Here is a 14409-nt window from a genome sequence, read left to right as displayed (position 1 = left end):
CGAGCGCGTCAGCGCACCGCGGCCGTCAGCGCGGCGAGCGCCGCGCGGGGTTCGGCACCGAACGCGGCGAGCTCCACCGTGTGCGGCCTCCCGGTGTGGGCCGTGAACTCGTCGAGGCGCAACACGACGGCAGCGGCAGAGAGGTCCTCCGAGGCGCACTCCGCAGCGACGGCGTGCAGGGACCAGGGCTGCCCGCTGCGGTAACGCCCGCCGAGGTCCACGCCGAGGCGGGGGAGGGCGTCGCGCCAGGCCGAAGCCTTGAGGAGATCGTCCTCCGGGACGGCAGGGCCGAAGAGGGTGACGAGCGCCGCCGCCGCAGCGTCGTCGAGCTCCGGGTCGTCGAGATGATGGACGAGCCAGGCCCAGGAACCAGGGCTCCCGAGGCGAGCGACGGCATCGAGCAGGTCCTCGGTGGGGGGAGCGCGCCGAACGATGGCCTGGGCAGCCGCGAGATCGGCGGGGGAGCCGCGGAGGACGAGGATCTCAAGCGCGCGGGGGCCGAACGCACGGGCGAGGGGGCCACCCTGCCGGACATCGTCGTAGGCGTCCGGCAAGCCCCACAGCGAGAGCAGGCGCGCCGCTTCCCACGCAGGCGCCGGGTCGGAAGCGCGGAGCAGCGCCCGCGCGCGGGGGATGGCCGCGTCGTCACGCGGACCGCGGGCAAGGGCGCGCAGCGCCGCGGCGAGGACCCGCGGCTCCGTATCGCCGAGGGCGCGCGAGAGGACCTCCGGGGCGAGCAGACCAAGGCGGGAGGCCGCCTCTACGCCGGCCGCGCGCGCGAACGGCGAGGCATGGCCGGTCAGGCGCGAGAAGACCGCCACCGGAGCGCGGTGCGGCGCGATGACCAGCGCCTCCGCCACGGTGGCGAGCGTGTCCTCGCCGCCCTCATGCGCGGCGAGGAGATCGAGGAGCTCGTCCGCGAAGGCCGGGCCCTCGCAGGCGGCGAGCGCCAGCGCTCCCGCGGCCACCATCCAGGGGTCGTCCTCGCCGTCCTCCTCGGCCTGGAGCGCGAGCGCGCCTGGACGTGCGCCGGCCTCGGCGATCGCGTCGAGCTGGGCGAGGAGCCGCGCCTCGATCTCGGGGCGCTCGGCCAAGGGGAACTCGCGGCGGTGGCGGAGGAACATACCGAGACGCTCCAGGCAGCCGGCGAGGATGTCGCTGTAGAAGGCCTCGATCGGCGCCGCAGGGTCGCCCCGGTCCACGGGGCGGAGCGGGGCAGGTCGGCCATGGGTGGCCCGGCGCGGGTCGTGCTCGGGCCCGAAGCGGGCCACCTCGCCGGGCGGTGACGCCAGCAGGGCGGCGACGCAGAGGCCGCGGGTGCCGTCCGCGGAGATGGCCCAGGCCCCGAGGGGCGATGCAACGGATGGGCGGAACTCCTCGGGGAAGGTGTCGCTGCGGGCCACGGCGAGGCCGAAGGCCAGGTGCGCGGCGCCGCCAGCAGCGCCGATCCAGCCGGCATCGCTCTCCAGACAGAGGAGCACGGCCTCCGGCTCAAGGACGCGCGCGACACGGGCGGTCGCGAGATCCCATTCGCGCTGGCGGACCCCGGCGATCTCGTGAGGTCCGAAGACCGCGGCGAGAGGTCCGAGCGGGGCCGCTGCCGTGAGGAGGGAGGTCATGGCGACGCCGTCGATGATGGCGTCGTTGTCGTCGTTCGCCGCGCCCGCCGCGACCGCGGCGAAGCGCAGCTCGGCGATGGGACGGACCCCGCGGCGCGCCGCCTCCTCGGGCGAGGCGAGGACGATCGCCGCGGCCGCCTCGGAGGGACGGGGGAGGTTAGCATCCCAGGGGGACTCGGCGATGGCAAGGTAGGCGGCGAGCGCCTCGGAGGAGGCCAGGGAGTCCACAGCAACGACGGCGACAGGCCGGTCCGGCTCGCGCGCGAGGAGGGCCTCGGCCTCGGCGAGCGCGAGGAAGAAGCTCGCGGTGCCGGTCCTGCGCAGGGCCTTGTCGGAAGCGGCGCGGGCGGCGAGGGCACGCTCCACGGCGAGGCGATCCTCCTCCGCGAGGCCCTCGCGAGGCGCAGCCGTGCAGACCACGAGCTGGGGTGGCGCACCTTTGCCCGCGGCCCGCCACGGGGCGAGGGCGTCGTCGAGCGCGCGGCCCGCGAGGTCGAGGAGACGCTCTGCGAGAGGCGCGCCGGCAGGGATCCAGGGGCAGCACGCTGCATCGATGCGCTCACCAGCGGCATCGGCGAACCCGCCGGGAGCGGCTGCGCCGACCTCGGCGCGCGCGAACAGGGCGTGCTCGGAGGGGCGAAGGCCGAGGGGCGAGACGAGGCCGAAGCCGACGATCGGGAGGGCGATCACCGGGTGGAGGCCTTCTTCGACTGAACCGCCTTGCCGTTCACGACCACCTTGCTCGCCTTCATCGTGACCCCCCCGCCGTGCACCGCGACGATGCTGCTGCCGACCTGGAAGGTCACGTTGCTCCCTTTCAGTGTGATGGATCCGCCGACCTGGATCGTGAGGGCCCCGCCCACCTTGATGTGGTGCTCGCCGCCCGCCTTGCTCTTAAGCGCCCCGGCCACGCTGAGGTTCGCGGCGCTGCCGATCGTGCGGCCGATCACCTGAGCCGCCTTGAGGCTGATCGCCGCCGCCGTATCCGAGGAGATCCCCCCTGTCGTGCGGCTGATCTTGATCGCCTTGGTGCTGTGGCTCCCGCCCACCGCGATGCTTGAGGCGCCCAGGGAGGTCCACTTGATCGAGCCCGGGGTGGCCATGGCACACAGGGCGCCGATGCCCTCGAACATCATCCCGTCGACGATCGTCTTGCGGTGCCCCGGCCCTACCGCGACGCCACTCGCCCCCTGCGCCGCGGCGCTACCGCCGCCCCCTCCCGCCGCAGCGGCCCCCTCGGGCTGCCGGGCGCGGTCGGACCAAGGGGGGAGCCCTGTCGCATCTACGGCCGCGACGATGGCATCGCCGCCCGGAAGCTGACCTACGCAGAGCTTCACCCCCGATTGCGCGAGCGCCAGGAGCGCGCCCTTCTCCCCCCTATCTTGGTAGCCTTCATAGACGGACTTGCCGATTTCGGCCGCGGCCGACAGGAAGGGCCCCACCAGCGGAATCCCCGCGGCGACCTGGATCCCTGCCGCCTTGACCCACTCCTCTGTGCCGGTGACCGGGTTGCCCACCTGCTCGATGAGCGCGCCGCCGATGAGCACCGACTCGCTCCCCACGAGGGTCGAGCCCGAGGCCTTGACCGTGATCGACTGGTTCCCCCCCACGGTGGCCGACTGCGAGCCAACCTCGACGATCAGCGCATCCTTGACCGATACCGTCTCGTCCGCGCCAACGGTCCGCGTCTGGCTCCCTTTCACGGTGGTGACCTCGAAGCCGACGGTCTGGGTCGTCATGTCATTGCCGACGGTGATCCTCTTCGCGAAGCCGGCATCCCAGACCATGTGCTGCCTGCCCGCCGCGTCATCGACATGGACGGCATTCCTGCGCCCGCCCCCCGGTGAGCTCTGGGTCGAGAGCGCGGTGATGGCCTTGTTCGCCGGCAGCGGGAAGGGCGGCGGCTGCCTGGCATTGTACGCCCGCCCGAGCACGAAGGGCCGGTCCGGGTCGCCGTCCTCGAACCCGACCGCGACCTCCCACCCCATGCGCGGGAGGAGCATCGGCCCCGGGAGGCTCGGCTGAAGCACGCGCACCGGCCTGCTGCTCCGGTGGTCGCTGGGTCCCGCGCGGTCCCAGGGGAAGCGGACGTGAACATGGCCGGCAGCATCGGTGTGAATCTCCTCCCCCGGCGCGCCGGTGATGATCGCCGGATGGACGCCGGAGATCTTCGGCCGCGGGGTGACCACCGGGAGGCGGTAGCGGGTGGTGCGCGGGATGGCGGTGACGCTGAGGGAGGCAGGGCGGGCCTCACCCGCGTCCTGTCGCCACGCGGACCGGACCTCGACGACGAGGAGGTCCTCCTCGGGCCGCGCCGTGCCGGCATAGGCCTCCGTCGCCTCCAGGCGGGTCGTGAGGCCAGGCGCGAGCGCGGTGGAGCTGGTCTGGAAGCGATAGGTCAGCGCCTCGGCCCGGAGGCTCTCGAGCAGCACGCGGGCCCGTGCACTCCCCTCCGCCGGAGTCGCGAACCGCCCCGGGGCGCGATAGACCTCGACGCCCTGCTCGCCTGCGAGCCCGGCCGTGGCCACGCCTTCGAGGAGGAGGGAGGGCTTCGCAGGGTCGTAGTCACGCAGGGTGACCTTGCCCGGGCTCCGCTTGCGAAGGGCGACGCATTCGTACGCGGCGGGACGATCCTCGAGGAGCTGGGTCCCATCCGCGAGCGCGAGGACCGCATGCTCAGCAGACGGGGCGGAGGTGGAGTCGTCCTCCAGGACGAAAGCATCCTGCCCTTCTCGCGCCTCGAACCGGAAATAGAGCCCCTCCTCCTCGCAGAGGCGGCGGACGAAGGCGGTGTCTTCCTCGGCGTACTGGGTGGTGTGGTCGCGCTCTGCGTGCTGGTCGAGGAGCTGCCTGACGAACGCGTCTCCCTGGAGACCGGACCCCTGGAGGACCTCGGCGAGGATGTCAGGCGCCGTCTTCTTGCGAAAGATGCGGCTCTGCCGGCGGTAGCGGAGGACGGCAAACGCCGACTCGACGACGGCACGGTAGCGACGGCTGTTCGCGGCCTGGGTGGTGGCGAGGGCAGTAAACGAGGTGACGATGCCGTGTACGGGGCGCTGGCCAAAGGCGCCGACGAGGACGACGGCGGCGGGCTGGCCGAGGAGCGCGTCCGGGTCTAGGGGCTCGGGGGCGAGGAGGTCGAGCTCGAAGCGGGAGGGGTGGCCGAGGCGCTCCACGCCGGAGAGGGCAGTGACGGAGAGGGGGGCGTCAGCGCAGAGGAAGAGGGGGGTGTTCATCCACCCCAACCCTTGAGGTACTCGTCGAACGGGATGTCTCCATACTGCTCTCCGCCGACTTCGACGTATTCGCCGATCTCGAGGTAAACTTGGTCCCCCTCCACGATGACCTGGATATTGTGTCGCGCGTGGTCAGCCAGAAACTTCCACAGGGCCCTGTTCAGCTCGGTGTTGTCGGAGTTGAGTGGCACATCCTGCACTGCAGCGTGGAACCGGATGACCTGATAGTTTTTATGTACAGCTTTCCCGAGCCACAGTGTCGTCCTGCACGTATGGCACGCCATCCATCCAGAGAGGCTCATCTTCCCACCATCACGGGCAACCGAGCGGCCCGTTGTACAGCTCGTTTCCGTTGGGATCCACGATCACAATCGTCACGTTCTTATATTGCGCTCCGCCATCGGGACGCGACCCCCTGAACCGCCTGACCATTCTCTCAGCATCAGAGCCCGAGGGCACCTGGACGAACACGTTCGACGCCTGCTTCTTCGCGGCATGTCCGACCTCCTTATTGAACGAGCCCTGGGCGCCGCCCGCAATGCATTTCACCTCGCACTTCCCGACGACCTGTCCCATTGTATCTATGAACGTGACGTCGCCCCCTGCTGTGCCAGGTCCACCGACTTGCGCCGTGCTGCCGGCAGGTCCCGAACCGAGGACCGTCTCGGCATTCGTTTGTGTCAGCGGGAACTGCGGGTTCGAGTCGGAGATTAGTATGCTGACATCGTTCGGCGTGAAGGTGCTGAGCCCGAACGGATCGGTCCTACAGGTGGGAGCGCCATCCCATGCGCATGCATTCATCCCCCCTAGGACGTTGAGAGGATCCGGGCTCAGCCACCTCCCCAGCGCGGCGTCGAAATACCGGAACCGCGTGTAGCACAGCCCCGTCTCCCGATCCTCATACTGCCCGAGCAGCCGGAACGGGCTCTCCACCTCGCCATGGCGCAACGCCGACTTCGGGTCGCGCCACACCTCCACGACCCGACCCCACGCGGAGTGCGCCGCGGACCAAGCGACCCGGCCCTCGGGATCGATGAGTTCCTTGGGCGTCCCCAGGTGGTCGTTCACGTACGTGAACACCGCGCCCTGCTCCGCCTGCAGGAGCGGCACGAAGGTCCCGGGGATGTGCACGAATACCCGCGTCCACGGCTGGTCGGGTCGGGGCGCGCGGCGGCCCGCGAGCTCGTCGGCTGCCTGCTGCGCCGCCGTGCGATGATCCGGCGGCGCCTCGACGCGACGATCCGGCTGGATCTCGGCTGCGAGCACGTCGCCGTCCCACAGGAACTCCGTCACCTCCGTCTTCGGCAGCGCCTCCTTCCCACCCTCTAGCGCGAGCCGGACCATGCGCGGGTAATCGCCACGCTCTGCCGACAAGACCTCCTTGCGCACCCGACGCCCGAAGGCATCGTAGGTGAAGAGCACCCGCTGACCGTCGGGGAGCCTCACCTCGCGCAAACGATCACGGCAATCCCAGACGTACGCCGTCGCCTCCAGGCCATCGACCAGGAGCCCATCCGCCTCGCGCACCTGCGGGATCTTCCGGGTGCGACGTCCACATGCGTCGTTCTCGAACCGCGCGTCGCGCGTGCGGGTGAGGACGTTGCCTGCGCGCAGCTCCCAGGGGGCGACCCGGCCTGCTTGCCCGAGGTCGCTCAGGATGTTCTGGAGAGAACCGGTGACGTCGTACTCGAAGACCTCGCTGTGCCGGCCACGTACGGCCTGGGCGAGCTGGCCGACGGCGTCGTAGCGGTAATGGGTGCTGCCCCAGCGGGCGTCGTCGATCTGCGAGACCCGCCCGAGCGGGTCGTGGTGCCAGCGGCGCTCCGCGAGCACCCTGGGGGCGCCGCCGCCGGGCTCGGGGGCGCTGACGCGCTGGTCGACCAGGTGGTCCATCGCGTCGTACGCGCTCTGGATGTCGACGCCGCTCGAGTGGAGGTGCTTGCGGATCTCGCGGCCGAGCGGGTCCCGCTCAAGGGTGACGCGATGGCCGTCGTGCTCGACTGCGGCCAGGGCGCCGAGGAGGTCGTAGCGGTAACGGGTGGTCTCGCCGCCCGGCAGGACGCGCGCGGCGCGGCGGCCGCGGTTGTCGATCTCGAAGCGGATCTCGCGGCCGTTCTGGCGCTCGGCCACGAGCCGGCCGAAGCGGTCGCGCGCGAAGACGTTGACGACCTTGCCGGGGGCCTCGGTGAGGACGGCCTGGAGGAGCCGGCCCAGGCGATCGCGCTCGAAGACGATGTCGCCGTCCGGCGAGCGGTCTTCGAGGAGGTTGCCGAGCGGGTCGTGAACGAACTCCCGGAAGGTTCCATCGGGGTAGTCGATGCGGGAGAGGTTCCCCGCCTTGCTGTAGCGGTACTCGAGCCGCCGGCCGTCGAAGGAGTGCTCCTCGAGGACGCGGCCGGCGCGGTCATAGACGAAGCGGTACAGCTCTGCGTGAGGGTTCTCGATCTCGACGAGGCGCTCGTCGCGGTCATAGCGGAACCGCCACGCCAGTCCATCGGGCTGCACGAGCCCGACGAGCACGCCCGTGCCGCCATGCTCCATCGCCGTGGTCTGCCCCAGGGCGTCCGTGAAGCGCGTGATGTTGCCGAGGGGATCGTAGGCGGAGCGGGTGCCGGTGCCGTCGGGGTAGCGCACGGCGACGGGCTGGCCCACGCGGTCGTAGTCGACCCCCGTGGTGCGGCCGAGCGCGTCGACGCGGCGGACCGGGCGGCCCAGGGCGTCGTGGGTGGTGCGCGTGACGGCCCCGCGCGCGGTGCGCTGCCAGGCGACGTTGTGGTGCGCGTCGTAGCCGTAATCGAGGAGCAGGCCGTCGGCGCCAAAGAGGCCCGTGAGCCGCCCCTCGCCGTCGTGGGAGAGCGCGTATGCGAGCCCGGTCGGGTAGGTGACGCTGCTCAGCGCGCCGTGCCCGTCGTGCGCGTACGTCGTCACCAGCCCGTCGGGGCCGTCGCGCCGCGTGGGGAGGTCGTCCTGGTACTCCCAGGTGGTCACGTTCCCTGCCGGATCGGTGACCTTCGTGCGATTGCCCCGCGCGTCGTACGCGTAGCGCGTGGTCTGGCCGGCGGCGTTCGCTTCGGAGAGCAGGTACTGGTCGGCGTCGTACTCCCCCACGCGGACGAACTGCCCGTCGAGCGTCTCCTCGCGGGTGACCAGGCCGTCGGCATTCCAGGTGTAGCGGCGGGATTCGTGGGTGCCGCTCGTGGTGGTGACGCCGTTCTCGAGGTCGAAGGAGAGCTCGACCTCGTGCAGGCCGCCGTCGCCCCAGGTGCGGACGCAGGCGCCGGTGTCACCATCGTACTCGTAATGGAAGGACACCCCGTTCTTCAGGGTGGTCTTCACCATCCGGTGAAGGCTGTCGTACTCGTACCGGTCAGTGTACCCGAGGGCGTTGGTGGCGACCGCGAGCTCGCCCGTGGGGTGGTACGCATAGTCGAACCAGAACTCGAGCGCGGGCGCGGGCGGTGCCGGCTGCTCGGGAGCCCTGGGGGGCGCGGCCCAGACCTCGAGGCGCGAGAGGCGGCCCTCGTCGTCGCTGAGGAGGCGAATTTCCCGGCCGGCAGTGTCGGAGATCCGGACGAGGCTATCGCCCTCGTATTGAAACAGCAGGGCGTGCCCGTAGGGATCGCGGATGGCGCGGAGGAGCGCGCGACCATCGCGGACCGCGGGCAGGAACTCGCTCGTGCGGCGCGTCTCGTGGTCGTACACGGAGAAGCCGCCGTGGCGATCCATGCGCAGAGAGAGCCGCTCTCCCCGGTGGAGACTCGGCCCCTCCTGCCCTGCGCCCTCGAAGCGCGCCACGCGGCCGTCTCCCATCCGCAGCACGGCAGCGCCTTCACGGAGTTCGATCCACTGCTCGTACGCATGGACCCACCCTCCGCGCCCGAACGCGCCACGCTCCCCGGCGCGCGCCGACGAGTAACTGCGGCGCCAGGTGATCGGAATCAGACCTGGCAGCGCGAGATCCACGGCCTCGTCGACGACGTAGCCCGTCGCCACGTCGACCGGGTGACCCGCCTTGGTGCACGTCTTCGCGCTCTGCGCGGGCACCGCGATCTTGCCCTTCTTCTTTCCCTTCGCGCCCTTGCCCTTCGCGCTGCCAGCGCTGTCCCCGCCGACGGCCTTGATCAGCGGCATCGTCACCTGGGCGACCGGCGCCGCGTCGGTGAGGACGTTCATCCGGACCATGTCGCCGGTCGCGGAGACCGGCTTGCCTCCGGCCTTGGTGCGGCTGGACCCCTGGATGACCGCCGCCTTCTTGCGCACGGCGCGGGTGACGACATCGCCACCTGTGGGCTGGGAGGGCTGGTTCGCCGGCGGGTCGACCTTCAGGACGCTGCCCTTGACGACGACCTTCTTGCCGCCCGCCTTGAGCTGCTTCCGGGTCTTCTTCGCCGTGGCGGTGCGCGCGGTGTAGATGTAGGGAACCGGCACTGGGCCGGTCGGTGGCGTGGGCGGGTTCAGGCTCACCGCTGGCGTCGAGACCGCGGTGTGGCCGCTGCCCTTGGTGGCGATGTCCTTGTTGCCGACGGTCGTGCCCATCTCCGTCCTCCGCCTACGGGAGCTCGACCAAGGCCGAGAGGACGCGCACCACGGCCGCGACGTCGAGCGTCATCCGGTTGCCGACCATCTTGATGACGCCCCGTTGATCGAGCCGGATCGCGGAGGCGCCGACGCGCAGCTCGATCCCCTCGTCGGCCTGCACCTCCACCCGGCGCCCGCGCACGCGGAGGGTGCCGTCAGCTTCGCGCACCGGGGCGCAGGCGGTCTGCAAGGCGCCCAGGATCACCGCGCCCACAGGGCCCGCTGCGACGAGCACCGTGCGGCGGGCGCGGAAGCACTCGTCGAGCAGGCCAGGCTCGACTTCGTCCGCGGGGCGGGCGCGCACGAGCGTGCCGTCGAGCAAGCGCACACGCCACGCATCGCGCGAACGCACCTCGATGCGCCCGGGGTGCACCCCGGGGGCGAGCGCCGCCGCAACCGGCGGTTCGGATACCTTCGCCGCCGCCCTGACCCTCGTCCTCGATGCCGCTGCCGCCTTCGCCATGGCTCTGCTCCGCGTCGTCTCGCTCAGCCGTTCGTCACGCTCAGCCGTTCGTCAAATCTCCGGTGACCACGCTCGCCATCGAGCTCTTGAGGGCGCCCTGGATCGTGATCTTGCCGTGCTGGATCACGATCTTCACGCCGCTCGCCAGCAGGGTGATCTTGTTCTTCGCGACGAAGGAGATGGAGCTCCCCTTCGCGCTCAGAGAGCCGCCCACCTTGTACTTCGCCGCGCCGCCGAAGCTCTCGACGTGGCGGGCGCCAGCCTTCACCTTCTGCGAGCCGTAGGTCTCTTTCAGGCTGCTCGCCTTGAGCGAGATCTCGCGGGCGCCGATGGACATGGGACCGCCAGCGACCAGGGTGCTCGCACCGAGGACGCTCGTCGCCGCGGAGAGCCCCCCGATCTCCTGCCAGGATCCGCCCACCGCAACGGTCGAGACCCCGGTGACGTGACGGTTGATCTCATGGATCGCGGCCTCCGCCTTGGCGGCGACCACCGTGCGCGAGAGCGTCGCGGCCTGCGTCTCGTGATCTCCGCCGATCATGAAGAGGCGCACGCCCCCGACCTGCACCGACTCGGTGGCGGCGCGGATGATGTGGTTGCCCTCGATCGAGAGGGTGCGGTCGGCCGCGATGGTGTAGGTGTCAGAGCCCTGCACCTGGACCGTCTTCACGACCCCGACGGTCTCGGTCCGGGTCGAGCCCACCGTCTGCACGTGATCGGCCGTGACGGTGGTGACCTTGTCGTTCTCGGTCCGCTCCTTGTAATCGCGGGAGGCATCGAGGTACATGCCCTCGGCCCCGGCTGCGTCGTCGAAGGTGAGCACGTTGGCGCCGCCGCCCCCCGGGCTGGTGCGCGTCCCGAAAGCGCTGCGCACCTTCTTGCCGGGCAGGCCCTCAGGAGGCGCGCCCTCGGCGTTGTAGAGGCGGCCGAGGGCGTAGGGCTTATCGCCGGAGGCGCCCTCGAAGCCGAGCAAGACCTCCCAGCCGACCCGCGGGAGGAGGAGGCCGCCGGTGGTCGGCGGCTGGACGGGGCGGACCCACGCCGAGCTCTGGTCGTCCGCAGGCCGCTCGCGATCCCAGCGGAGGTGGACCTTGATGCGCCCCATGGCGTCGGGGTGGATCTCGCCACCGGCAGCGCCGGTGACCACGCCGGTCTGCAGACCGCCGAGTGTGGGGCGGACGAGCCTCGTGGGACGGTGCGCCGTCGCGGCCGGGACGGCGACGAATTCGACTTCATAGCGCTGGCCGCCGCTCTCTCCGGGGTCGGCGTCGAACTCGATGCCACGGTGGGAGACCTCGAGCACGAGCCAGCGCCGGCCGAGGGTGCCCGAGGCGTCTCCGGTGAGCTCGAAGGTGGAGCCGGGAAAGAGGCGGCGGCAGGTGCTCCTGCCTCGCAGGACGAAGGCCCGGGCGCGGGCCTCCTCGAGGCGGATGGCGGCGAGCTCGCGGCCCTTGTCGGGATTCACGTACCCAGCGAGGTGCTCGTAGCGCTCGATCGGGCCACTCCCGCTCTCGACGCTCAGATCGGCGAGCGGGTGCTCGGGATCGACGTCGCGGAGCGCTACCCTGTCGGCGGCCGCGGCCCGGGTGCTCTCGACGGCATAGACAGACTCGGGACCCAGAAGGGCTGCCTGCTCGCCCTCCGCGAGCGCGAGGGCATCGCCGCCAGGAACGGGGGGATAAGCGCCGGGCTGGTCGGAGAGGACGACGACGTCGCGGCCCTCGCCCTGCTCGAGGTGAAAGAGCACGCCCTCTTCGGCGAGGATGCGGCGCACGAAATCCAGATCGGTCTCGAAGGCCTGGACGCACTGGGCGCGCGGCTCTGCGGAGCGCGAGAGGCGGCGCTCGATCTCGAGACCATGGTCGCGCAGTACCTCCTCGGCCAGCGCGACGGGATCCTCGCCGACCCAGACGCGGTGGTCCACCGCGTCGGCGAGGAGCGCGAGGCGGGGGACGAGGGTGAGGCGGTAGCCTCGGCCGCGCGCCTCGACGGCGTCGACCATGGCGCAGAAGACCCGAGGTTCGAGCGGGTCACGGATCGTGAAGGAAGCCGTTTGCCCGAGGAGCGCCTCCGCCGCGAGGGGGGCTTGATCTGCTGCTTCGACCTCGATGTCGAGGCGATAGGGCGCGAATACCCGCTCCTCGGCGGAGAAGGACCGGACCCGGAGCGTGGCGTCGGTGCCGTCGATGGTCAGGGTGTAGCTCGCGTCGAGGCTCATCGACCCACCTTCGAGGACACTTTCTTTTGCGTCTTGGCGGCGTCGAACTTGAGCTTGCCGCGCGAGACCTTGAGCTTGCCGCCGAGCTTCATGGTCGCGCCTCCCTTGGCCGTCAGGGATCCGCCCGCCTGGAGCGTGATGCTCGCGGCCTCCACGAGGAGCTGGCCTCCCGCCTTGATCGTCGCGCTGCCCCCGACTTCGATACTTCCGGCGCCGGTCACGTGGGTGACCACGTCCGTGCCGGCCTTGTCCTTGGCGCTGCCCGCGGTGATCTTCTTCGTGCCCTTCACCGTGTCCGCATACGACGCCGCGGCCTTGAAGCTGCGCGAGCCCCCCACCTCTTCCAGGTGCGTGATGGCGGCGGTGAGGTTCGTGCCGAGACCGGCCGCGGTGATCAGGCCGCCACCGACCAGCTGGGTGAACGCCCCCTGGACCACGGTGTTCGACTGGTTGCACTGCAGGGCATATGCCCCGCCGATCAGCTCGCTGTAGCTGCCCTCGGCGACGAGGAGCTGGTTGCCCGTGACGCGGATGGTCTCGATGGCGCCGATGCTCTCTTCCCGCGCCCCGCGCACGGTGAGCGAGGCGTCGCCGCCGATGGAGATCGATTGGTTCGCTCCGACCGTGGTCGTCTGGGTGCCGGTGATGCCGAGGCTCGACGACTTCTGGACGTCGTGGGATTCGCGGGCGCGGATCTCGATCGTGTGGGTTCCCCCGACGTTCACGGTCTGGTCCTTGGTCGCGTGGATGAACGCCTCCATCTGGCCCCCGTCGTCCGAGAAGCGGATCTCCTGGGTCGTGCCGTCCCCCGGGGAGGTGGCGGACTGGAGGGTGGTGGTGGCCTTCTTCCCCGGCATGCCGTACGGCGTGGCGGCGGCGCCGTTGTAGACACGGCCGAGCGCGAAGGGGTGATCCGGGTGGCCGTCGACGTAAGCGATGGGGACCTCCATGCCGACGCGGGGTAGGATCATGGATCCCCCGAGGTTCATCTGGAGGGAGCGTACCCAGTGGGAGGCGCGATCGTCGCCCACGCCCGAGCGATCCCACGGGAAGCGGACCTTGATGCGGCCGAGATCGTCGACGTGGATCTCCTCGCCCGGAGGGCCGGTGACGATCGCCGTCTCCAGGCCGTCGACGCGCGGCGAGGCTCCGAGGGAGAGCGAGGAGCGCAGCGCTCCAGCGGCGCGATGGGCGGTGACAGGGGGCGCAGGGCGGAACGCGCTCGGGCGCGAGAACGGGACGAGCTCCACCGCGTTGAGGTAAGGGCTCCCGTGCTCCGAGGCGTTCTGGCTGGCCTGGCGCAGCTCGTGGCGGACGCGGACGATGAGGAGCTCGCCGTTGAACGTCTCATCGGTGGCGCCTTCGACGCGGACGACACGGCCGGGCTGAAGCCGCGCGCAGCTACTCCTGCCCTCAAGGCGGATGGCGAAGCGCCGGAGCTGCTCGAGGCGGACGACAGCACGGGCCGCGGCCGCCTCGGCATGGGGGATGCGCGCAGGGAATTCGAAGACCTCAAGCGCCCCCTTGCCGGCGGAGCCCTCGATGGGCACCTCGGGCTGACGGAGGTCGACATCCTGGAGGTGGACGCGCTCAGGGGCGAGCGTCACGGTGCGCGACAGCTCGAAGAAGGCGCTCGACGTGTGGGCCATGCCCGCGGGATCCTCGAAGCGGACCGTCGGGCCGCCCTCGATGGAGGCGTGGGCGCTCGGGCCATCGCCGAAGACGACGAGCGGCTCGCCGCCCTCACGCTGGTCGAACCAGACGTTGACGCCCTCCTCGGCGAGGAGGCGCGCCATGAAGCCCCAGTCGGATTCGCCGTACGCGACGGTGTAGGGACGCCGCGCATAGCGCCCGGAGAGGCGGAACGAGACGGAGGAGGATGGGTAGCCGGCGTCGGTCAGGACCTCGGCGAGGATCTCCTGCGCCGTCTTGTCCCGGAAGACGCGGTACCCCGCGCGCAAGGTGAGGCGGTGGAGCCACGGCGAGAGGGTGAGATGGTAGCGATGCCCGTCCCGGTGCGCGCCGGCATGGGCGATCTCCGCGACGACGAGCGGGATCGACCGCGCCCCCCCTTCGCCGTCACCGATCGCCAGGGTGGCGGGGGCGCCGAGGGCGGCCGCAAGATCGAGGTCCCCTTCCTCGGACAGGACGCTGACCCGCCAGGAAGGGATCTCGGACATGGCCTCGTCGCCGTCGATGCGCACGACGGTCGCGGGGCCGATCGCGTCGCAGAGCAGCATCGCCTGCTCGATCATCGGGCAGCTCGCCGTGCCGGGAGGTGCAAGCCGCCCGAAG

The 14409-nt window shown here is 71.1% G+C and carries 7 protein-coding genes; all 7 read right to left on the bottom strand.

The features are described 5' to 3' along the window. Positions 1 to 8: 8 nt before the first annotated feature. From CAP_RS14415 to CAP_RS14385, 7 genes are read right to left on the bottom strand one after another with little or no spacing between them, the layout of a single operon-like run. Complete coding sequence (locus CAP_RS14415; protein ID WP_044240969.1) at positions 9 to 2309, bottom strand: hypothetical protein; 2301 nt, start codon at positions 2307 to 2309, stop codon at positions 9 to 11. Next, the gene (locus CAP_RS14410) at positions 2306 to 4855 is read right to left on the bottom strand and encodes a type VI secretion system Vgr family protein (RefSeq protein WP_044240968.1); all 2550 of its coding nucleotides are present in this window, start codon (positions 4853 to 4855) and stop codon (positions 2306 to 2308) included. The genes CAP_RS14415 and CAP_RS14410 overlap by 4 nt, the downstream gene beginning before the upstream one ends. Next, positions 4852 to 5157 (bottom strand): hypothetical protein, encoded by a 306-nt coding sequence (locus CAP_RS14405; RefSeq protein WP_156040792.1) that lies wholly within the window; start codon positions 5155 to 5157, stop codon positions 4852 to 4854. The genes CAP_RS14410 and CAP_RS14405 overlap by 4 nt, the downstream gene beginning before the upstream one ends. A gap of 10 nt (positions 5158 to 5167) precedes the next feature. Next, positions 5168 to 9391: a DUF6531 domain-containing protein gene (locus CAP_RS14400; protein WP_044240966.1), complete on the bottom strand. Its 4224-nt coding sequence runs from the start codon at positions 9389 to 9391 to the stop codon at positions 5168 to 5170. A 13-nt stretch (positions 9392 to 9404) separates the two neighbouring features. Continuing rightward, positions 9405 to 9896 (bottom strand): hypothetical protein, encoded by a 492-nt coding sequence (locus CAP_RS14395; protein WP_052375189.1) that lies wholly within the window; start codon positions 9894 to 9896, stop codon positions 9405 to 9407. A gap of 40 nt (positions 9897 to 9936) precedes the next feature. Next, positions 9937 to 12114 (bottom strand): type VI secretion system Vgr family protein, encoded by a 2178-nt coding sequence (locus CAP_RS14390; protein WP_044240965.1) that lies wholly within the window; start codon positions 12112 to 12114, stop codon positions 9937 to 9939. Beyond that, the gene (locus CAP_RS14385) at positions 12111 to 14369 is read right to left on the bottom strand and encodes a type VI secretion system Vgr family protein (protein ID WP_052375187.1); all 2259 of its coding nucleotides are present in this window, start codon (positions 14367 to 14369) and stop codon (positions 12111 to 12113) included. Before CAP_RS14385 ends, CAP_RS14390 begins: the two co-directional genes overlap by 4 nt. Between the last annotated feature and the right edge of the window lie 40 nt (positions 14370 to 14409).

It is taken from the genome of Chondromyces apiculatus DSM 436 (genome assembly GCF_000601485.1).
Taxonomy (GTDB): Bacteria; Myxococcota_A; Polyangia; order Polyangiales; family Polyangiaceae; genus Chondromyces; species Chondromyces apiculatus.
Note: the sequence above shows the minus strand (reverse complement) of the source record. Positions and strands in the feature narration are given on the sequence as shown.